Origin of the sequence: Pedobacter sp. (assembly GCF_039594775.1) — a bacterium.
Lineage (GTDB): Bacteria > Bacteroidota > Bacteroidia > Sphingobacteriales > Sphingobacteriaceae > Pedobacter.
Map to the genome: position 1 here is coordinate 51,332 of NZ_JBCNMT010000008.1, position 21,123 is coordinate 72,454.

15 protein-coding genes are annotated in these 21,123 nt (G+C 41.0%); 2 read left to right on the plus strand and 13 right to left on the minus strand.

All coding sequences use genetic code 11. The features are described from left to right. Positions 1-26 precede the first annotated feature (26 nt). The 7 genes from ABDV71_RS16785 to ABDV71_RS16815 form a co-directional block, all read right to left on the minus strand. Complete coding sequence (locus ABDV71_RS16785) at positions 27-1,343, minus strand: TldD/PmbA family protein (protein WP_343534601.1); 1,317 nt, start codon at positions 1,341-1,343, stop codon at positions 27-29. Between the two features lie 2 nt (positions 1,344-1,345). Continuing rightward, on the minus strand, positions 1,346-2,980 hold the full coding sequence (locus ABDV71_RS16790; protein WP_343534603.1) for a TldD/PmbA family protein: 1,635 nt from the start codon (positions 2,978-2,980) through the stop codon (positions 1,346-1,348). A gap of 88 nt (positions 2,981-3,068) precedes the next feature. Further along, positions 3,069-4,850 (minus strand): hypothetical protein, encoded by a 1,782-nt coding sequence (locus ABDV71_RS16795; protein WP_343534605.1) that lies wholly within the window; start codon positions 4,848-4,850, stop codon positions 3,069-3,071. Between the two features lie 8 nt (positions 4,851-4,858). Further along, positions 4,859-6,976, minus strand: coding sequence for a DUF4175 family protein (locus ABDV71_RS16800; protein WP_343534607.1), 2,118 nt, complete (start codon positions 6,974-6,976; stop codon positions 4,859-4,861). Between the two features lies 1 nt (position 6,977). Further along, positions 6,978-8,354, minus strand: a complete 1,377-nt coding sequence (locus ABDV71_RS16805) for a BatA domain-containing protein (protein WP_343534609.1) — start codon at positions 8,352-8,354, stop codon at positions 6,978-6,980. 2 nt (positions 8,355-8,356) lie between these two features. Beyond that, on the minus strand, positions 8,357-9,244 hold the full coding sequence (locus ABDV71_RS16810; protein WP_343534611.1) for a DUF58 domain-containing protein: 888 nt from the start codon (positions 9,242-9,244) through the stop codon (positions 8,357-8,359). Continuing rightward, the gene (locus tag ABDV71_RS16815; protein WP_343534613.1) at positions 9,244-10,242 is read right to left on the minus strand and encodes a MoxR family ATPase; all 999 of its coding nucleotides are present in this window, start codon (positions 10,240-10,242) and stop codon (positions 9,244-9,246) included. The genes ABDV71_RS16810 and ABDV71_RS16815 overlap by 1 nt, the downstream gene beginning before the upstream one ends. A 151-nt stretch (positions 10,243-10,393) precedes the next feature. Here ABDV71_RS16815 and ABDV71_RS16820 point away from each other — a divergent pair, with 151 nt between their 5' ends. Then, the gene (locus ABDV71_RS16820; protein WP_343534615.1) at positions 10,394-11,026 is read left to right on the plus strand and encodes a DUF4159 domain-containing protein; all 633 of its coding nucleotides are present in this window, start codon (positions 10,394-10,396) and stop codon (positions 11,024-11,026) included. Between the two features lie 186 nt (positions 11,027-11,212). On the opposite strand, the gene ABDV71_RS16825 is transcribed toward ABDV71_RS16820, so the two are convergent. Both ABDV71_RS16825 and ABDV71_RS16830 read right to left on the minus strand, forming a co-directional pair. Then, positions 11,213-12,409: a pyridoxal phosphate-dependent aminotransferase gene (locus ABDV71_RS16825; RefSeq protein ID WP_343534617.1), complete on the minus strand. Its 1,197-nt coding sequence runs from the start codon at positions 12,407-12,409 to the stop codon at positions 11,213-11,215. Between the two features lie 71 nt (positions 12,410-12,480). After that, positions 12,481-12,873: a DUF1573 domain-containing protein gene (locus ABDV71_RS16830; protein WP_113646347.1), complete on the minus strand. Its 393-nt coding sequence runs from the start codon at positions 12,871-12,873 to the stop codon at positions 12,481-12,483. 143 nt (positions 12,874-13,016) lie between these two features. On the opposite strand from ABDV71_RS16830, the gene ABDV71_RS16835 reads away from it, so the two are divergent. After that, complete coding sequence (locus ABDV71_RS16835; RefSeq protein ID WP_343534621.1) at positions 13,017-15,440, plus strand: thiamine pyrophosphate-dependent enzyme; 2,424 nt, start codon at positions 13,017-13,019, stop codon at positions 15,438-15,440. A gap of 469 nt (positions 15,441-15,909) precedes the next feature. Here the strand turns inward: ABDV71_RS16835 and ABDV71_RS16840 are convergent, their stop codons facing one another. From ABDV71_RS16840 to ABDV71_RS16855, 4 genes are all read right to left on the minus strand, one after another. Continuing rightward, complete coding sequence (locus ABDV71_RS16840) at positions 15,910-16,527, minus strand: DUF1684 domain-containing protein (protein ID WP_343534623.1); 618 nt, start codon at positions 16,525-16,527, stop codon at positions 15,910-15,912. 744 nt (positions 16,528-17,271) lie between these two features. Then, positions 17,272-18,369, minus strand: coding sequence for a chorismate synthase (gene aroC / locus ABDV71_RS16845; RefSeq protein WP_343534625.1), 1,098 nt, complete (start codon positions 18,367-18,369; stop codon positions 17,272-17,274). Positions 18,370-18,449: 80 nt separating this feature from the next. Further along, positions 18,450-19,718, minus strand: a complete 1,269-nt coding sequence (aroA, locus tag ABDV71_RS16850; RefSeq protein WP_343534627.1) for a 3-phosphoshikimate 1-carboxyvinyltransferase — start codon at positions 19,716-19,718, stop codon at positions 18,450-18,452. A 147-nt stretch (positions 19,719-19,865) separates the two neighbouring features. After that, the gene (locus tag ABDV71_RS16855) at positions 19,866-21,008 is read right to left on the minus strand and encodes a chorismate mutase (protein ID WP_113663454.1); all 1,143 of its coding nucleotides are present in this window, start codon (positions 21,006-21,008) and stop codon (positions 19,866-19,868) included. Between the last annotated feature and the right edge of the window lie 115 nt (positions 21,009-21,123).

A 21,123-nucleotide genomic window follows, 5' to 3' on the forward strand; every position in this document is an offset into this window, starting at 1 on the left:
CATCAATTAGGCGCCATCTCTTATTTTTATATCGCGTCAGATAATGACGAGAAGGTAAAGTCTCTGATCTTCATTGGTGGGATTAATCCGCTACCTGTACGTACAGGTTTGCCTAGTGCTTCCACATTGTTCAACATGATTACCGGGCTTTCGTTGAACCTGAAGTTTTTGATCGGGAATTTGATCTCTCCATTTTCGATATAGAAAGTACCATCGCGGGTAAGTCCTGTAAGTAATAGGGTTTGAGGGTCTACCATACGGATATACCAGAAACGGGTTACCAAAATACCTTTTTCTGTACTCTTAATCAGGTCTTCCAACGATTGGTTTCCGCCTTCCATTACCAAACTACGGCTAAAAGGTAGGGGTTGTACGTTCTTTTGGGCAGCCCAATATCTAGAGTAAGATAGGTTTTTAACCACGCCGTTTTGTACCCATTGTGTTCTGGTGACTGGCAAACCATCGCCACTCCAGGTAGAACCTGGTACTTCAGGGTTAAGTGGGTCTGAATAGATATTCACATTTTCAGAGAACAACTGCTCACCTAAGCGTGTACCGCCACCTTTTTTGCTCATAAAGCTACGACCTTCGTCCGCGCTACGGGCATCAAAACCTCTGAACATGTTGCCCAGCATATCACTGGCCGCCAAAGGTTCTAAGATCACGGTATATTTTCCTGGCTCAATGGCTTTGGCACCCGCAGAACCATTGGCCTTGCTGGCAGAAATCTTGCTGAGGGCAAGGGTATCCATTTTGCTCAAATTGTTAAAGTCTTGCTCCACATAGCCCGAGCCTGTACCTTGCTTGTTACGAATGGTCACTGAAAAGGAAACATTGGTGCTTTTGTTGTAGGCAAATAAACCTTTTGAATTCATAATGGAATTGAAGCGGGTGCTGTTTTCAAGGAATCCAGCTGCTTCTAAACCTCCGGCTTTAGATACGCTAAGGCTCTTGGCAACCATTTCGGCCCTTGTTTCGGGTGTCATGGCGGCGGTATTGGCGTTAAAGGTTAACGACTCCGCAAAGGTTTGGGGCCCCAAAGGAGGCATGTATTCTGGATTTTCTGGGGCAAGCATCGCCAATTCTTCGGCTCTTTTTACCACCTTTTGTAGGGATGCATCATCAAACTCGTTAATGGTAGCGGTACCGGTTTTTTTGCCAAAGGTGGCACTTACCCCTAAACTCATTACGTCTATTTGACCTGCGGTTGAAACGGCATTTCTTGCATAGCGGATATTACCACCATCAGAGCCATTTAAACTTACTTCGCAAGCATCGGCCTTGGCATAGCTAAGTACCTTTTTTAAAATTGCTTGTGCTTCTTCTTTACTTAATATGGCCATAGTTATATTTTTCTTGCTGTATTAATTACATTAACTCCATTAAAACGGGTGGTGGCGCTACCGTGCGAAACGGCACTGCTTTGAGAAGGTTGTCCTTTTCCATCGTTGAATGATCCACCTAAACGATAATCGCTTTGATCGCAGATATCGGAGCATGAGTTCCAAAACTCTTGGGTATTGGCTTGGTAAGCCACATCATTTAACATGCCCACAATTTTTCCATTCTTGATTTCGTAGAAAATCTGCCCACCAAATTGGAAGTTGTAGCGTTGTTGGTCAATAGAGAAACTGCCATCACCAATAATGTAGATACCTTTTTCCACGTTTTTGATCATGTCATCAACGCTTAGTTTTTCTTTGCCAGCCTGTAAGGATACGTTTGGCATTCTTTGGAACTGTACATCGTCCCAGCCTTGCGCATAGCAGCAGCCTTGTGATTCGTTAAGACCAATGATATGGGCTTGATCTCTAATGGCTTGGTAATTTACCAGTACACCATCTTTAATGAGATCCCATTTTTTACATTTTACCCCTTCGTCATCATAGCCTACAGCTCCCAATGAACCTACTTGCGTTTTGTCTGCAAATAAATTCACCTTATTGCTGCCAAACTTGAAGTTTTTAGATTGCCATTTGTCGAGGGTAAGGAAACTAGTTCCCGCATAATTGGCTTCGTAACCTAATACACGGTCTAGCTCGGTAGGGTGACCTACGGATTCGTGGATGGTTAACCATAAATGTGAAGGGTCTAACACCAAGTCGTATTTACCAGGCTCTACTGATTTAGCGGTTACTTTTTCAGAAGCTACCTTGGCCGCTGATTTTACGTCTTCCAACATATCGTAACGACCTTTGTAACGGGTCACAATACCTGCAACCTTATCTTCTGGGCGTGCATTCATGTACTCGTAGCCCATACCCATTGGTGAACTAAGGGCATTACGTGTTTTAAACTGACCAGAAGCCCTATCAATACGGGTAACATTAAAAGTTGGATAGATACGGTGAATATCTTGGTCAATATATGAACCGTCGGTAGAAGCGAAATATTTTTGCTCGTTTACGGCAAAGATGGCCGAATTCACAAAACTTGCACCATTTTGCATGGCAATGTCGTTAACATTTAGCAACAGATCTACCTTTTCTTTTACGGGAACCTCAAAGGCGTTGATTTCAATTGGGGTTTTCCAGCTTACTTCACCATAGCCTTTTTGAGGGGCCAGCTGAACAGGTTCGCCCTGTATCTTGGCATTAGCCTTGGCCACGGCAACAGCCTGCTCGGCAGCTTTAGCAATGCCTTCTTTGGTCACTTTATTGGTAGCTGCGAAGCCCCAACAGCCATTTACGATCACGCGGATACCTACTCCATAGGATTCGGTATTGGCAACGCCCTGCACTCTTTTTTCGCGAGTGGCCACAAACTGGTTCAAATACCTGCCGATGCGTACATCGGCGTACGAAGCACCTTTTGATTTGGCAGCATTAAGTGCCACATCGGCCAGTTCTTTTTTAATTTTTGGATCTACTCGGACCAGTGCCTGCTCGGGATCTATCGGCATGGCGTAAGCTGATAAATCGGGGAGTACTAAGGCACCCATTCCCATTCCGGATAGATAAAGGAAATCTTTTCTTTTCAAAGTGGTTCGGTTTAGGTGATTAATAACACAAATTAGTCAAATGGATAAACACTTGCCCTATTTCAATTATAACAATTTAGTTTCAATGCTAATTTCTGCTGTAAATGCGGCTTTCGAACCAAAGAAAACCTGCCGCAAAAACAAAAGCAATAAAAAACCACCACCTAGAAATTGCTTTGTGAAGGATCACGGTAGCTTCTGTTAAATTATTTGCAGACGAATGGGATAGCACATAAGCTCTATTATGATCCATACGTTGGTTAGCGATAAGCGCTCGCCAGTTTTCTTTTCCAAATACAAAGAAATTATGTTTTTGACCGTCTATATTCAAGGTATGCCAGCCAGGGTTTAATGGCCAGTACTGTAATTGCCAATGATTGCTAAATAGCATATTTTGTTTGCTGCTCAGGATTTGTTGGTCGTTCTTAATTACTGGCATTGTTGAACCGGGAGTGGCCAAGCTAAAATTGAGCTTGTTCATTTCCATAGGAATGTAACTCGCTGTTTGGAGCAGATATGTTGGTTCGGCAGTGCGTGCCGCGGCTTCAATGAGCGTTGTCCAATACAAGGTATAATCATGTTGATGTCCCATTAAGCTCCATTGGTAGCTATTGGGCAGGGAGCTTGCTACCACTTTTCCTTTGCCATATAATTTTTGCACGGCAACGGCTAATTGCCCATCAGTTACAAGCGGCTGTTGATCTACGTTGTTCCCCATTAAAAAAGGTACCTGCTCTGGTAATGTAGAAAGCTTTACTTGTTGCGCTGTCAATAGCAGAGGATTGATTTTTTCCTGTTTTTTGCTGGCAGTTAAATTTAGGTTTTTGATCCAAGGTTCGGTAGTGTTGGGCTCTTGTGCTAAAATAACTAAACCCAAGCCTTGTGCTACCGCTTGTTTAATGGCCTGCTTTTCTGGATCTGTTATATTTTCAAACTCCTGTTGATCTAATAATAATAAATCCTCTTTTTGAAGTAATTGTGTACTGAGTCGATTAAGATCAATGTTACTTCTGTTAAGGAATTCGAGACTGTATTTATCCTTACTAATCCGATTTCTCAGGGCCAAGGCATATTGGTTTTCGTACAGCCATCTTTTCAGGAAGTTGTATTCAAAGCCCGGAGAAGAGCCCAATACAACTATTTTTAACGGTTTCTTGCCTAGGGTTTGTACAGGGACGAGTTCTTGGCTAAGGGTATCTTTATCTTGTAGGGCTACCAATTGTAAAACCGCCTGACCTTTTTGCTTGATCTGGTGCTTGAGCGAGAATTTAACGGTGGTATTCGCTGAGATATTGGTGGAGTCTAATGTTTTTCCAAATCCGGTCAATTTAAGAATTGATGTTTTTGAGGAGGCATTATGATACTGGCCTTGTACCACCAAGGTTTCACCCTCCTTGAGTTCGTCCTTCCAATGGCATGCGGTAACACCATTGGGTTTTGCTGTTGGATGAAATTCAAGTGGCAGCGCATTTATTTTTTTTAATTCTTCATCAGTTAAGCCATGACCATATACGGCTATTTTCTTGATTTCGGGATGTGCCGCTAAATGGTAGGCCAAATCGGGAATAAAGTTGGCCTTTCGCTTTAATAGCGGAGCCAAGGTTTGGTTAAGGAAATACTTCTGATGTGGTATTTTTTCCAAACTGTCGGGATGGTAACCATCACTTATAATGGCTAACTGTGCATTTTGCTGTTTGGCTTGATATTTAACGGTGATAGGGATAACCATTAAAGCTAAGGCAATGCTGGCTAAAGCACTGGCAATTAGCCTAGCGGCGAGCCAATGTTTGTTTGTTCTTGTAATTTCCTGATAAGCCATTAGGCAGAGCAATAGGAAACAGGCAATCCATATATATAGGTTAAACTCCATTGCTATCCTTAGTTTCTAAGATGGTTAAAATAACGATCACTGAGTTTCTTTGCTGTGCCGCCAATTTCAGGTTGAGGATTTGCAGGTTGTGTACCAATTAACTGATAAATGGCTTTGGAAAGCTGCTCAAGATCTTTTGCTTGAGGATTTTTAGCAGCAATCAAGTTACGCAAGCTTTTAAGGGCACCCAAATAACTCTCAGGATGGCTTGCCGCAGCCACAATGATTTGCCTTTCTGTGTTTTGAAGTAGGGCTTTGTCATTAGTTGTAAAAGCTTTTCCATCTCTATGTAGGTTTAATAAAGACAATAGCGTGCGAAGTTCTTCATGGCTACGGTCGTTATTTTCAAACTGTGCATTTGATCGAGGCGATACAATTTTGTCCAATTCGCCGGTTAACCTTTTTTCGTTTTTTAGCGTTGCCGTTTTAATAGTGGTTTTAGCAACGTATGCCCTTGATTTTTGCTGTAAATCTTTCAGCAAGCGTAAAGCTTTATACTCGAAGGGTAGTGCTTCTTGGGGTTTGTAGGTCCTCAATTGAAGTTCAGATTTCCACATTTCATTAAGTACTGCTTTTAATTGTGCTTTAATGGCAGGTTCAAAAAAAGTAGCGTCTTCGGCAATGTCGTGCTTGTGGGCATAACGGTCCATAATGGCTTGTACATCGCCAAATTTTTCCTCTCCATGGTCGTGTCCATCATGCTCGTCGTGGTCTTCGTTGTCGCCGCCAATGGAGGTTTCATTTTCTTCGCCCAAGAATTTGCCATAGCGTAATCGAAGTAGCTTTTGGTCGATGGCCAAGCTGTTGCTTCTTTTATTAAAATCTTCTGTGCTAATGGTTGTTCGCTCGCCAAGCAGTTTTTCGGTATCCAAAATGATCTGACGTTGGCTTCTGAAATATTCTGGTACCAGATTTACGCCAGAAGTCATCCCTGCCATGCTCATCAGTTCAGCCGTATCTACAATGTTTACCATGTACACGTCCGAGCGGCTCTGTTGTCCCTTGTTGTCTTGCGCCTGAATAAAGAAATACAGTTCGTCGCCTGGTTTCATTCCCAAGCTTCGCAGGTCAATTGATTTTTGTAGTGCTATGTTTTTGCGGTTTGCAAAAGAGACATCAAACTGCAGACGTTTTTCCGTAAAACTTACACTTTCGCCTTTACCGCTCGCCATGGTTGCAGAAATATAGGCGCCTGTAATGCCGTAATCGTCGTTCAATTGTGCCTTAATATTGATCCGCATCGGCTGGCCAATATCAATGGTATGTTGTGGTTTTGGTTGGGTAATATTGATTTTTACGGGATAATCTGGAATGACCTCGATTTGGTAGAGGTCAGATTTCTTGCCGTCTAGCTCCAGTTGATAGAAACCTTGCTTGTCCAACTTTCTAGAGAAACTCCACAGGGTGGAATCTTGGTTGAGGGGCTTTAATTGAAGCTTTTCTACCTCGTTAAAGAACACACGGAAATTACGGATGGTTTTATTGGTACGAATGTTCCACACCACTTTAGCATCTAGTTCGGCTTTGAGGTAGAACTGGTTTTGCTGTCTGTGGGACCTGCCGGTATAGCTAGGCGGAGTGATTTCTACCGAATAACTTGAAATTTGTGGCAATACCTTTTCTTCCTTGCGAATATTAATATGATTTGTTTCAAGTTGATCGTTAGAAGAATTGTTTTTTATTGCCGGAAACAAGGGAATTAGAAAATAACTCGCTAATCCAAGCCCTAAACAGACGATACTTAGCCAGTTTTTTCTGCGGAGGTCGTTGAAAATATGGTGCTCGGGTAATAAAGGACGTATTTTATTGGTTTGTAAATATTCCAACGTGCCCAACTGCTCTTGGGGCTTTAAAAATAGGCCGGAACTTTCTTCAAGTTCGGGAAAATGACTGTCAAGGTAACGTGCAATATGTTGCTCGTTGATTTTCCATAGGGGATGGGCGATTAAAAATATACCTGCAGACAAAATAAAAGCAGCAAAATAAATCCAGTAGCCAGTGCCGAAAAGATAGTTCAGCAAGCTGCCTGCCAATAACGAAATACCCAGGCTTAAGGCTAAGCCCTGTAAGCTGAACTGCAAAATCCTTCGGTTTTTTAACCCTTGTATGTATGCGCTGCCTTCCATCTTATGCCTGTTTCAAAGGGGTTTGTTTACGATAGGTTAACAGTCGTTCAATTAAAAACACCAGAAATGCCACTACCCATAGGTATTTTTCCAAATTTAGGGCGGGCGAAAGGAGGGTAGGGTTGCCTTTAGCGTTTTCAAAAGAAGCAATGGGCTGCTCATTAGCTTGAGCCGTAGAAGGTTGTTCTTCAAAACCAAACTGACGACCGGTCTTACCATATAATAAAGGAAATAGCACTTCTACAAATTGATCTTTCCATACCAAATCTGTCCATTGCGGATTTAACCGGCTATAGAAAGTATATTCGTGTACGTGCTGTTTTTGTTGTACCGTTAAAAGCGCTTCTCCAAAGCTATCTTCCCATAGGGTTTGTCCTGTGGCTCCGGCTGCTACTCGCTGTAAAAGTTTGGCTGATGAAGCGTTGCCGAGTGAAGAGTTTCCAAAGTTGATCAAGCTGTTTTCGTTGATTGCCTTTCCCTTGGCATATTTAAATAATATCCCATTGGTTTTTAGATTTTTGCGAATATCATTGGGGACATCATTCTCTGCCAACCAAAAAATGGCATCCAAAGGTTGGTTGTTGCTTTTGGTATAAAAGGTAATGGGTTGATCAAGGTATTCGCCGATAGCGTTAATGGCCGCTCTTACATATTTGCCATCTAAAGGACTGTCGGAATGGAGCAATACCTGCATAGATGGGGATGATGGACCTTTTTCACGTTGATAAGTAATAGTGCTGCCGCTAGTTTGAGCTTTTAAGTTCAGATTTAAAAAGGATGTTTGATAGGTCTGCAAGGTATCTAAAGGTGGCGTTTGCCAATGAACTTGTAAATGAAGCTTTGGTAATTCCTCATCGAAACCTAACATCGTTTTGGGTGCAAATATCCATACTGGGTATTGATTGGGAAGTTGGTGGTTAGCTTGTTTAAGTAATGAAGTATAGCTCAATTTAGGAAGACTATCTATCGTTGCATTGGTGGTATCGTTAAGCGATAATGATTTGAAACCCAAACCCAAATGACGGAACTCGAAACCTTTGTTCAGTAGGGAGTCGATGGTTTTGCGGTGGTTTTGATAGGTTGCTTTTAGATTTTGCTGCGCTATCAAAATCCAGCCACTTTGTTTAGCTAGCGGCTTGCCCTTTAAAAAAGGTTGTGCCAACAATAAAGCCAATAAGGCCAGTAGTAAGCAACGGAGCAATAACAATAGCCAATCGCTGATCACGAAACTTCGAGCGTTTGATGCTGCGCTTTCTCCCATTAAGGAAATACTGCCCACCTTAAAGGTCTTGCCTTGTTTTATTCGCCATAGATGAATAATGATTGGAACAAGTAGTGCCGTTAAGGCCAATAAACCTATAGGGTATAGCAAATTCACGGTTAATGGTTTAGCTTATTTCTTTGGTTTAAAAAATCTCTTAAAGCCTGGTCAAGTGCTTGGTTAGTGTTCAGTGTTCTGTAATAGATATTCCGGTTCAGCATTTCCTTTCTGGTGTTTTGCAGATATTCGGTCATTCTTTCTTGATAGGCATTTTTTGCTTTTTTTTGATCCAGTTGGATAATCTGCCCACTTTCTAAATCTTCAAAAGAAGAAAAGCCCTTAAAGTCAAGTTCAAGCTCGTTGTTAGAAAGGAGATGGAACACTAAAATCTCATGTCTTAAAGGCAACAGTGTATCCAATAGATTAAACAGTTCCCCATCTTGTTGATAGAAATCGGTAAAGAAAACCAACAACTCTCTTTTTCGAGGACCGGCAAATATTTCTTTGTATTGGATTTGTTGGGTAAAACTACCTTCAGGTTTAATGTTTTCCAGTTGATAAAACAAACGGCTCAAGTGTTGGAAATCTTGGCGAGTGTTCATGGCAAACATTCCAGTGTTTTTAAAGATGTACAAGCCTACCGCATCGCCCTGTAAATTGGCCAAATAGGCTAAGGAAGCGGCGGCATAACGAGCATAATCCATTTTAGTTTGATTACCATCACTGTGGTTCATAGAAGCACTGGCATCAACTAATAAACGAACCGAAATACTAGTCTCCATTTCCGACTCGCGGATATAATAGCGATCTGAACGGGCAAACATCTTCCAATCCAAAGAACGTAAATCATCACCAGCTTGGTAACTTCTGTACTGACTAAACTCCATACCAGCCCCTTTAATGGTGCTTTTGTTGATCCCATGCATAAAGCCATCTATCGTAGCTTTTGCAGCTAACGATAAAGGTTTAATGGCCATTAGTACTTTAGGATCTAGGAGTTTACTCATTAGATGCTGTTTTTGGGCCTTGATACGGCTTTCAATAGTTCGTCGGTAGCTTTGTCTGCGGTAATATTTTCGGCATCGGCCTTGAAATTCATCAGCACCCGATGGCGTAGCACAGGATAGGCCATGGTCTGGATATCTTCCATCACTACAGCATATCTGCCTTTAAATAAGGCACGGGCTTTGGCCGTAAGGATTAACGCTTGTCCAGCACGCGGACCTGCGCCCCAGCGTACCCATTCTTTAACAAAAGGTACTGTGGTGGTTTCGGGCCTGGTTGCACGAACCAATTCGCTGGTAAAGCTGATCAGGTCGTCGCTGATGCTCACCTCACGGGTGAGTTTTTGCAATTGCTTGATTTCTTCGGCGCCAATAATGGCATTTACCTTGGCCTGCTTAGCTCCTGTGGTGCTGCTTAAAATTTTGGTTTCCTCGGCGGCACTAGGATAACCTATTTTAATATAAAGTAAAAAACGATCTAACTGTGCTTCGGGCAAAGGGTAGGTACCTGCCTGTTCTATGGGGTTTTGTGTGGCCAATATAAAAAACGGACGATCTAAAGGATAGGTCTGCCCCGCATAGGTCACTTCAAATTCCTGCATGGCTTCCAATAACGCCGATTGTGTTTTTGGCGGGGTGCGGTTTACCTCGTCGGCCAAAATGATATTGGCAAACAGTGGGCCTTTGTTAAATTTAAAGAAGCGTTTGCCTGTGCTGTGGTCCTCTTCCAAAATTTCAGTACCAATAATATCGGTAGGCATTAAATCTGGTGTAAACTGTATCCGTCTAAAAGAAAGATCTAGGGCTTGCGCCATGGTTCGTACCATTAAGGTTTTGGCCAATCCCGGTACACCTTCCAATAAACAATGTCCGCCAGCCATTAGGGCGATGAGCATTTCGTCAATGATCTCATCTTGTCCCACAATTACCTTCTGGATCTCAGTTTTTAAGGAAGTGATTTTTTGAATAAGGTTATTTAGGTTGTCTGTTGAAATTTCCACGCAGCAAGTCTTTAGTTAAATAGAAATTGATATCTCAATATAGCGCATATGGATGCGAAAAATGAAGCGGATTTTAAAGAATATCAAAAAAATTACAACATTAGGCAGCTATAAAGTAGCTTTTAGCTAAAAATGGACTTAATTTAGGTTGATGCTTAATTTGAAGTTTACTTTTGCTAGAATAAAATATACCTCGGGCGACTGGGATACAGACCAACGTATGCCGGCAAACGTGCTCAATTCACTGTTGGAGTATACCACCATTCCGTTAGAGCCAGAAGAGAAGATTGTTGAGTTGGGAAGCGCAGATATTTTTAAGTATCCTTTTTGCTATTTAAGCGGGCATAAATTGGTTCAGTTTAACCGGCAGGAGGCCGCTAATTTTAAAGCTTATGTAAACAATGGCGGTTTTGTTTTTGTAGACGACTGTAACCACGATATAGATGGGCTTTTTGCACGCTCTTTTGAAACGCAAATGAGCAACCTTTTTGGTGCCGGAGCATTGAAGAAAATTCCAAATAACCATGCGCTTTATAGTTCATTTTTTAAGTTTGAGAAAGGTCCACCCGCCACTTCTTTTGAACTAAACGGCTGGGGTGATGACTTGGTGCATGATTATTTAAAAGCCATTACGATTAATGGTAAGATAGGGGTTTTATACAGTAATAAGGATTATGGCTGTGAATGGGACTACGATTTTAGAAACAAGCGCTTTTTAGCCGAGGACAATACCAAATTTGCTGTAAACATTATCATGTACGCCATGGGTGTGAATAATTCTTAGGGACTAGGGATCAGTGGTTAGGAATTAGGTACTAGTGGTTAGCTTTTTATTAGGAACTAGAAATTAGTGGTTAGGAATTAGTTATGGAGAGAGCTTACAAGATTTATAAATAAAAAAAGGCTTGCAAAGCTGTCAAACTCTGCAAGCCTTAACTAGCCACTAGCTACTAACCACTAGTTCTTAAGGTTAAATTCTTCCAGGATATTGTTGCAATGCAAGCTCTAAACAATCCATGGCGGCATTTAAATCAGTTACGTTAAGTACATAGGCCATACGCACTTCGTTTTTACCCGAACCAGCAGTTGAATAAAAACCAGTAGCAGGAGCCATCATTACCGTAGCGTTATTGTGCTCGAATTTTTCTAAAATCCACTGACAGAATTTATCTGCATCATCGATAGGGAATTTAGCCACTACATAAAATGCACCTCCAGGGTTTGGACAGAAAACACCATCTATTTTATTCAGTCTGTCTACCAAAGTATCTCTGCGTAGGGTGTATTCCTTGTTTACTGCTTCAAAATAACTATCAGGTGTATCAACTGCGGCAGCACCGGCAATTTGTTCTACCATTCCTGGACTTAAACGTGCTTGCGCAAATTTTAATCCCGAAGCAATTACTTCCTTGTTTTTGGTAATCAAGCAGCCTAAACGGGCACCGCAAGCACTATAGCGCTTAGAAACGGTATCCATTACCACTACGTTTTCATCCAATCCGTCAAGATGCATTGGTGAAATAAATTCGCGGCCATCATAGCAGAACTCACGATAAGCCTCATCAGAGAATAGGAACAAATCGTATTTTACACATAATGCCTTTAAAGCTTCTAGCTCTTCCCTTGAATATAAGTAACCCGTTGGGTTATTAGGATTACAAATAATAATTGCTTTGGTTTTCTCGGTAATCAACTTTTCAAACTCGGCAATAGGAGGTAGGGCAAAACCATTATCGATGTAAGATAAAATAGGTTTTACGACTACATTACTCATACAAGCAAAACCATTGTAATTCGCGTAGAAAGGCTCAGGAATAATAATTTCATCACCTTCGTTAACACAGGTTTGCATCGCAATAGTAATGGCTTCTGAACCGCCAACGGTTACCAAAATATTTTCAGGGCTAATGTTATAGCCTAATTTGTTATAATATTCGGTTAGCTTTTTTCTGTAAGCTAAAGTTCCTTCAGAAGGAGTATAGGCCCAAACGTTAAAATCAATGTTCTTAACGGCATTTAACATTCCTTCAGGAGTTTCTATATCTGGTTGGCCTATATTAAGGTGATATACCTTTTTTCCGGCAGCTTTTGCTTGGTCAGCAAAAGGGGTAAGTTTTCTAATGGGTGAAGCGGGCATTTGAAGCCCTTTTTCTGATATCTTTGGCATAGCGCAAAAATATAAAAACCCCGTTGCAATAACGAGGTTTTTACTAAAATATTAGTGTAATAAATTAGGTTCTATTTACTTGCGGCAGCTACACTTTCTCCTTTTAAATAAAGCACTTTAGTAGTAGTTCTGGCATTTGAAGTAACGGTAATGGCTACGTTAAATGGTGCTGGAGCTCCTGATTTTTTTACGGTAACTTTAATGAAACCTTTTTCTCCTTTTTTTACTGGTGTTTGCGTGTATTCGCCAACAGTACAACCGCAAGTAGGCTCTACTTTGGAAATGATCAATGGCGCATCGCCTTCATTGGTAAAATTGAAAGTGTAAGAAACGGCTGCATCTAGCTTGATCTTGCCTAAATCATGCGATTCAGATTCGAATTTAAATTCTGCTGGTTTTGTTTGAGCGTTAGCTGCAAACCCTAATCCAACTACGGTAACCAATAACAATAATAGCTTTTTCATGTCTGTTGATTTGAGTTTTAGTATATACACAAATTTAACGTTTTATAATTCAAAACAAAAAGCATTCCAAATATTATTTGGACATTTCCTTAAGGCAGAATAAGAAAGAATTGTATCTTTGCCACCTAACCAACTTCTTGCTTATGATTTCATCAGGGAAAATTATTACCAATGAGATTGATGCTTCAGAACTTAGTTTTGAAGACTTTAAAGCCATTGTTATAAACGACTACAGGATTGCTGTAGAAAGCCGTCAGGCGAGTTTATTAGGCCGGAAAGAGGTGCTTACAGGGAAAGCCAAGTTCGGGATATTTGGCGATGGCAAGGAAGTGCCACAGCTAGCTATGGCCAAAGTTTTTAAGAACGGCGACTGGCGTGCGGGCTACTATAGAGATCAAACTTTTGCCTTCGCAACAGGTATATCTACCCTTAAAGAATTTTTTGCTCAGTTGTATGCCAATCCAGACGTTAATGCAGATCCAGCATCGGCAGGCAGGCAAATGAACAGCCATTTTTCTACTCGTTCCTTAAATGATGACGGAACGTGGAAAAACTTGACCGAAGTAAAGAACAGCTCAGCGGATATTTCAACTACGGGTGGCCAAATGGCTCGTTTAGTGGGTTTAGCCTATGCATCTAAATTGTTCAAACAAAATAAAGAACTTGATTACTTAAAGAACTTTTCTGTAAACGGTAATGAAGTAGCCTTTGGCACCATTGGTAATGGCTCTACTTCGGAGGGTGTATTCTTTGAAGCATTTAATGCTGCTGGAGTGTTGCAAGTACCTATGGCCATTTCGGTTTGGGACGATGGCTATGGGATTTCTGTGCCGGCAAAATATCAAACGACCAAAGAAGATATATCTGAAATCCTTAAAGGTTTCCAAAGAGAAGAAGGAACCAATGGTTACGAAATTTTTAAGGTACGTGGATGGGATTACCCAGCTTTGTGCGAAACTTATCTAAAAGCCATAGAAGTTTGCAGGAATGAGCATGTGCCTGTTTTGATACATGTTACTGAGGTTACCCAACCTCAAGGGCACTCTACTTCTGGTTCTCATGAACGTTATAAAAGTAAAGAACGTTTGGAATGGGAGCGCGAACACGATTGTATCGTAAAAATGCGTGAATGGATGATTGAATCGGCCATTGCTACCAAAGAAGAGCTTGATGAATTGGAGGAAACTGCTAAAAAGCATGTAAAAGAGGTACAGAAAGAAGCTTGGAATGAGTTTTTGGATACCATTAAACACGAGCAAGCTGAAGTGGTGCGCATGATCAACAACATGGCTAATGGAGATCCAAACTTGTCGAAAATTGCGGCTCAATTAGCTTCTACACACGATGCCTTGCGCAAGGAAGTAGTTTCTGCTGTAAGAAAGGCTATCAGGCAAAGTGTGAATGTACCTTCCGCTGAACGTGAAGTATTGATCAATTGGTATCAAGGTAAAACAGAATTTTTTACAGAATTATATAACTCCAAGCTCTTCACAGATGGTATAGAAAGCCCATTTAAGGTAAACCAAATTGCTGCGCAATACAGCGAAGATGGTAAAATGCTAGATGGAAGAGAGATTTTGAACGCATGCTTTGATGCTAATTTTGCTCGTGATGCACGACTGCTTGCTTTTGGGGAAGATTTAGGTGCTATTGGCGATGTGAACCAGGGTTTTGCAGGTTTGCAGGCTAAATATGGTGAACTGAGGGTAAGTGATGCAGGGATTAGAGAAGCGACTATTGTAGGGCAAGGGATAGGATTGGCCATGAGAGGTTTGAGACCTATTGCCGAAATTCAATATCTCGATTATTTACTTTATGCCATTAACGTATTGAGCGATGATTTGGCGACCTTGTCTTACCGTACCAAAGCGGGGCAAAAAGCGCCTTTAATTATCAGAAGTAGAGGCCATAGGCTGGAAGGTATTTGGCATTCAGGCTCACCAATGGGAATGATATTGGGTAGTTTGCGTGGCATGCATATTTGTGTACCTCGTAACATGACACAGGCAGCAGGGATGTACAATACCTTATTTAGATCGGATGAACCTGCTTTGGTGATTGAATGTTTAAATGGTTATCGTTTAAAAGAGAAATTGCCAAATAATGTGGGAGAGTTCACCGTTCCATTAGGCAAAGTCGAAACTATTAAAGACGGAACCGATATTACGGTAGTGAGTTATGGTTCAACACTTAGGTTAGTAGAGGAAGCTGCTGAAGAACTGAATGCGTTTGGCATTTCGATAGAGGTCATAGATATACAAACCCTATTGCCTTTCGACTTAGACCACGCTTGTGCGAAGTCTCTGCAAAAAACTAATAAGTTGCTTATTGTGGATGAAGATGTACCTGGTGGTGCCAGCGCCTTCATCCTTAAAAATATTTTGGAAGACCAAAAAGGTTATTATCTATTAGATGGTAAACCACAAACATTGGCGGCAAAAGCCCACAGACCTCCTTATGGTTCTGATGGAGACTATTTCTCTAAACCATCCGTGGATGATATTATAGAAGTGGCCTATGCCATGATGAATGAGGGAAACCCGGAGCGTTATCCAAAACTATATTAAAGATTGATAAATGGGGATTATCAAAAAGGCGATAGAAATATCGCCTTTTTTGTTTTTTGTAATTCGCTGTTAAACTTATGGCTCTCAAAATAGTCAGCAAGAACTGTTAAAGACTACTTCATTTCGAGCGAAGTATAACGTCGTCGAGAAATCTTTGAACCTTGTAACTAAAAACACCCCGCCCTTTGTGCACCCCTCTGAAAGAGGGGAATATTGCATAGCGCCATTTCCTCCGGTTTATCGGAACAGAGATGTTTATTAACTAAAATCTCGCCTTGAATTAATTACGATGCTTCTTTTAAACTTGTGGTTGGTGTTATCATATCACATTGATTATAAATATAATTTAACTTGATTTTTGGATATTTTTTCTGTGCATCAATGTTCTATACGATAAGAGAGTTAGCTTGAATGCTGATGCTGAATTTATTTCAAGGTCTATTAATTAGATTAAGCCTCTTATAATTAATTAATTACGGTGCTTCTTTTCGCCAGTGTATTTTTGCTCACCAGCTTTAATGGCTAAAGCCAAATCATTTTCTTCAGGTGGAATAGGACAGCGATAACCATCGCTATAGGCGCAATAAGGATTATAGGCTTTGTTGAAATCCAATTCGATGCTTCCATTGGCAATGTTACCACTTTTTAAATCAATGTATCTGCCACCGCCATAAGTTTCTTTATTATTGGTTTGGTCGGTAAAAGGGAGGAAGAGGTAATCTTTATAGGCCGGATTAGCCGATAGGGCTACATTCTTGTACAAAGTTAACTGCGTAGGTTTTCCGTTAAGATTAAAATCAAGTTTGGCATAACGAATATATTCAGCCGTAGTTCCTGCGTAGGTGGGCATTTTGAAAGCTTTTTCACCTTCCAACAAGGTTACTTTGGCAGTCACTTTATAAGTACTATCTGCCTCATAAAAGCGGAGGTGTTTTAAATCTTGTTCCTTAAGTGGCGAATGTTCATTGCTAATGAAATCTGCCTTATATTTTTCGCGGTGAGTAGCAATTTGCTGATTAAAACTTTGGGCAAATGCGCCTAGGTTTAAAACAAGTAGGGAACCGAATAAGATTAATTTAACTTTCATCTTATAAAACTATAAAAAATCCGTGTATCTGTGGCTAAAAATATTTGCCACAGATACACAAATGAAATAGATCGGAAACAATAGGTAATGATGTTTTTAATTCTGCAGCAGCTGTTTGAAAATCGTAGGCCTAATCTTACGGTTAGTGTTTGGCGGGGACGCCAAACCTCGCGGACAAGGGGTGACTTCTCCGCGGGCCGAATATGTAGCTTGAGATTAATTTATGGTTGGTGTTTGGCGGGGTGTCAAACCTTGCCCTGATTGATGCTAAGGGTCGCGTCCTCGCCACCTAAGTACGTGGCTTGGAATTAGATAATTTCGGATATATAGCTATAAAGAAAATCTGCGTATCTGTGGCTAAAAATATTTGCCACAGATACACAGATGAAATAGGTCGGAAATAATAGGTAATGATGTTTTTAAGTTTTGTAAGAGCAGTTTAAAAATTACAGTCCTAATTATTACGGATGGTATTTGGCGGGGACGCCAAACCTCGCCTTGATTGATGGACAAGGGGTGGCTTTCTCGCGGACCGAATACGTAGCTTGAGATTAATTTATGGTTGGTATTTGGCGGGGACGCCAAACCATGCCCTGATTGATGCCAAGGGGGCGTCCCCGCCGCCCGAATACATAGCTTGAGATTAGATAATTTCGGATATATGTATCTGTAAAAAAAAATCTGTGCATTTGTGGCTAGTATTATTAGCTACAAATGCACAGACCAAGTACGGTGATGAATAAGCTATAGTGTTGCTGTACGGTTTCTTAATACATGATCAGCTAAAACTAGTGCTGCCATGGCCTCTACAATCACTACTGCTCTTGGTACTACACATGGGTCATGACGGCCCTTGCCTTTTATTTCGGCGGCTTCACCAGCAGCATTAATGGTTTGTTGGTTGTGCATAATGGTAGCAACAGGTTTAAAACCCACTTTAAAGGTAATGTCCATTCCGTTAGAAATACCTCCTAAAATGCCGCCGGCATGGTTACTAATGGTTTTAAACTGTTGTTCTTCTTTAGCTTTCGGAAGTGGAATGTCGTTATGTTCGGAGCCCCTCAATTCGGTGCCATCAAAACCTGAGCCGTATTCAAAACCATGTACAGCGTTAATGCTCAACATGGCCTTTCCTAAGTCTGCATGAAGTTTATCAAAAACAGGTTCTCCCAATCCAGCAGGACAGCCTTTAACTACACAAGAGATTTTGCCACCCACAGTGTCGCCATCCTTACGTACGCTATCAATGAATTCAATCATTTCATTAGCCGTAGCAGGATCGGCACAGCGAACAATATTTGCTTCTCTTAGCTCAAGAAGTTCGCTAATGTCATTGCTTTCTAAATTAGGGGCATTAATTTTACCGACAGCAGTTACATGGGCAAAAATATCAATGCCTTGATGTTTTAAGAATAACTTGGCAATAGCTCCTGCAGCTACACGGGCAGCAGTTTCTCTGGCTGATGATCGGCCACCACCACGATGATCTCGTATGCCGTATTTAGCATCGTATACATAATCGGCATGGCTAGGACGGTAAACATCTACATTGTGGCCATAGTCCTTGCTACGCTGATCTTCATTAGGGATTAACATCGCAATAGGAGTTCCTGTACTTTTGTCCTCAAAAATACCTGATAGGATTTGCACCGTATCGCTTTCCTTGCGTTGAGTAGTAATTTTCGACTGGCCTGGTTTTCTTTTGTCTAGCTCCGATTGGATGAAATCCAAATCGATGGTTAAGCCTGCGGGACAACCGTCCAAAATTACACCAATTGCCGTTCCATGCGATTCGCCAAAAGTAGTGATAGAGAAAATTTGTCCAAATGAGTTGCCTGCCATTTTTATTTTAGATTTACGATTTTAGATTTACAATTTCGCCCAGTTAGGCGTTTGTGCTTTGGTCTTTATTCTTTGCTCTTTTATCTTTGTTCAACAACTTCAAATCCCGCTTTCTTCAAGTCTTCCCAAAAATAGGGATAAGATTTTTCAACCACGTTACATTCTTCAATTTCTAGTTCCTCAATCAATAGTGCCAAGGGAGCAAAAGCCATGGCCATGCGGTGGTCTTCATAGGTAGCAATGCTTACTTTTTTAGGGAAATTCAAATTTGAACAATCTAGCGTGTAAACCAGGTTATCCTCAATTAATTTTACACCAATTTTAGCCAACTCGTTTTGCAATGCGGCAACACGATCAGTCTCTTTTATTTTTAAGGTTTCTAAACCTGTGAAAGCCATGTTTAATCCTAAAGCTGCAGCGATTACCACAATGGTTTGTGCCAAGTCTGGACAAGTTTTTAAGTCTAATACTTTGTCAGTGTCCTTAATTTCTTGGTTTTTTTCGAAAGAAATGCCGTTGGAAGTTTTGGTAGTACTTACACCAAAAATCTCCATGATAGATTTGATTTGACTATCGCCCTGCAAACTTTTATCCCGTAAGTGAGGCAAGCTGATTTTTGCATTTTCAGCTAAAGCTACAATGCTATACCAATAAGAAGCCGCACTCCAATCTGGTTCTACGATCAGGGTAGAAGGTTTGAAATCTTGATGGACAATGGTAATTAAGTTGCCATTCCATTCATGCGAAATACCACATTCTGCCAACATGGCCAAGGTCATTTCTACATAAGGTTTAGAAGTTAGCTCGCCTTCTATTTCCAAGGTTAATCCATTTGTGAGCGTAGGTGCAACCATTAGCAAAGCCGATAGGTATTGACTGCTCACATCGCCTTTGATTTTGATTTGGGCGTTGGTTTGCTCCAACGGACCTTTGATAGAAAGAGGAGGGAAGCCGTCTTTCTCCGCATAGCTGATGTTGGCGCCAATTTCTTTTAAGGCTTCTGCCAAAATACCAATGGGACGTTGTTTCATACGCTCAGTCCCGGTAAGCAGAAAGTTTCCATTTTTGGCAGATAGATAGGCGGATAGAAAACGCATTGCAGTCCCAGCAGGACCAACATCTACCGTTTTGGGGCTGTCATGGTCACTTTCATGCGTATCTAAATCAGATAGAATCGCATTTAAGGTAACAGTGTCGGCAGCGTTAGATAGGTTCTCTACTTTTACCAGATTTTTACTCAAAGATTTAATGATCAATGCTCTGTTACATTCGCTTTTAGAGCCTGTCAATTGTATTTCCGCTTGTATATTTTGTGTTCCTTTAAAAGAAACAATAGCATTTTTATGCATGGTTGGTTTTGTGTTAGGTCGACTAGGATAAAACCATTATTTACTCTCCTGTCATTCCGAACATCGTGAGGAATCTATTAGATCTTTCGCTTTGCTCTGGATGACAGGTAGAGATGATAATGACAAAATATCCTAAAAAATTAGCGCTTATGCTTTTACTTCGGCATGTTGCTCGGCGGCAATGCCTTCTTGTGTAGCTTTGCCTTCATTTAATATTTCAGTTTGTAAGCGTATAGATTCACCGTGTACCAATTCCAAGAATTTTTCGGTAAAGTGTTCATCTAATTTCAATGCTTTTGCAAAAGCTGTTCCTTTCTTAAGGATTTCATCCCAACGGTTAACTTGTAGAACAGTTACTTGGTTGTCGCGTTTGTACTCGCCAATTTTCTCAACGATTTTCATACGCTCACCTAACTTTTGCAATAACAAGTCGTCAATTTTATCAATTTGCTTACGTAGTTCAGCTAGTTTATCTACAAAAGCTTCGTTTTGAGATTCTGGCTCACGTACAGTTAAGCGCTCCATTAATTCGTTAACTGCTGCTGGTGTCAATTGTTGTTTGGCATCTGTCCAAGCTACCGAAGGATCTAAGTGCGATTCGATCATTAAACCTTGCATGTCTAAGTCTAATGCTTTTTGAGAGATGTAAGGGATCAACTCACGGTTACCGCAGATGTGGCTTGGGTCGTTAATGATTGGCAATTCAGGGCAAAGGGTCTTCAATTGGATGGCCATTTCCCACATTGGCTCGTTACGGAAAGATGATTTTTCGAACGAAGAGAAACCACGGTGGATTGCACCAATTTTAGTAATTCCAGCTTTGTTGATACGCTCAATAGCACCAATCCACAATTGAAGATCTGGATTTACCGGGTTTTTCACTAATACAGGTACATCATGACCTTTTAATGCATCAGCAATTTCTTGTACGGTGAAAGGGTTTACGGTAGAGCGGGCACCAATCCAAAGGATATCAACGCCAGCAGCTAAAGCTTCTTCAACGTGTTTAGCGTTTGCTACCTCAACTGCTGTAGGTAAACCTGTTTCTGCTTTAGCGCGTTTTAACCACTCTAGGCCAATGCTGCCAATACCTTCAAACTCTCCCGGGCGGGTACGAGGTTTCCAAATACCTGCTCTTAATACACTTACTTTGCCGGTAGCAGCCAATAAATGCGCAGTGGTTAGTAATTGATCTTCTGTTTCAGCGCTGCAAGGACCTGAGATTAATAATGGTTGGTTTTTAGCGGATAGCCAGTTTTCTAACGGCTCGATGTTTAAACTTAGTTTCATTTTTTAGGATATTTATTTTATTTGTTGTTTAATCGGTTATTTGTTTGAATTGATTAATCGTTCTGTATTTTATATGTTTAATTGTTGAACTGGTTAGTTTGATGCCAATTAGCCA

What these genes read in the sequence shown, in the direction of transcription:
- ABDV71_RS16825 (WP_343534617.1), bottom strand. Translation starts at nt 12,409, where the DNA reads ATGCCAAAGATATCAGAAAAAGGGCTTCAAATGCCCGCTTCACCCATT.
- ABDV71_RS16840 (WP_343534623.1), bottom strand. Translation starts at nt 16,527, where the DNA reads ATGAAAGTTAAATTAATCTTATTCGGTTCCCTACTTGTTTTAAACCTA.
- ABDV71_RS16785 (WP_343534601.1), bottom strand. Translation starts at nt 1,343, where the DNA reads ATGGCCATATTAAGTAAAGAAGAAGCACAAGCAATTTTAAAAAAGGTA.
- ABDV71_RS16855 (WP_113663454.1), bottom strand. Translation starts at nt 21,008, where the DNA reads ATGAAACTAAGTTTAAACATCGAGCCGTTAGAAAACTGGCTATCCGCT.
- ABDV71_RS16800 (WP_343534607.1), bottom strand. Translation starts at nt 6,976, where the DNA reads ATGGAAGGCAGCGCATACATACAAGGGTTAAAAAACCGAAGGATTTTG.
- aroC (WP_343534625.1), bottom strand. Translation starts at nt 18,369, where the DNA reads ATGGCAGGCAACTCATTTGGACAAATTTTCTCTATCACTACTTTTGGC.
- ABDV71_RS16835 (WP_343534621.1), top strand. Translation starts at nt 13,017, where the DNA reads ATGATTTCATCAGGGAAAATTATTACCAATGAGATTGATGCTTCAGAA.
- ABDV71_RS16820 (WP_343534615.1), top strand. Translation starts at nt 10,394, where the DNA reads ATGCTTAATTTGAAGTTTACTTTTGCTAGAATAAAATATACCTCGGGC.
- aroA (WP_343534627.1), bottom strand. Translation starts at nt 19,718, where the DNA reads ATGCATAAAAATGCTATTGTTTCTTTTAAAGGAACACAAAATATACAA.
- ABDV71_RS16795 (WP_343534605.1), bottom strand. Translation starts at nt 4,850, where the DNA reads ATGGAGTTTAACCTATATATATGGATTGCCTGTTTCCTATTGCTCTGC.
- ABDV71_RS16830 (WP_113646347.1), bottom strand. Translation starts at nt 12,873, where the DNA reads ATGAAAAAGCTATTATTGTTATTGGTTACCGTAGTTGGATTAGGGTTT.
- ABDV71_RS16810 (WP_343534611.1), bottom strand. Translation starts at nt 9,244, where the DNA reads ATGAGTAAACTCCTAGATCCTAAAGTACTAATGGCCATTAAACCTTTA.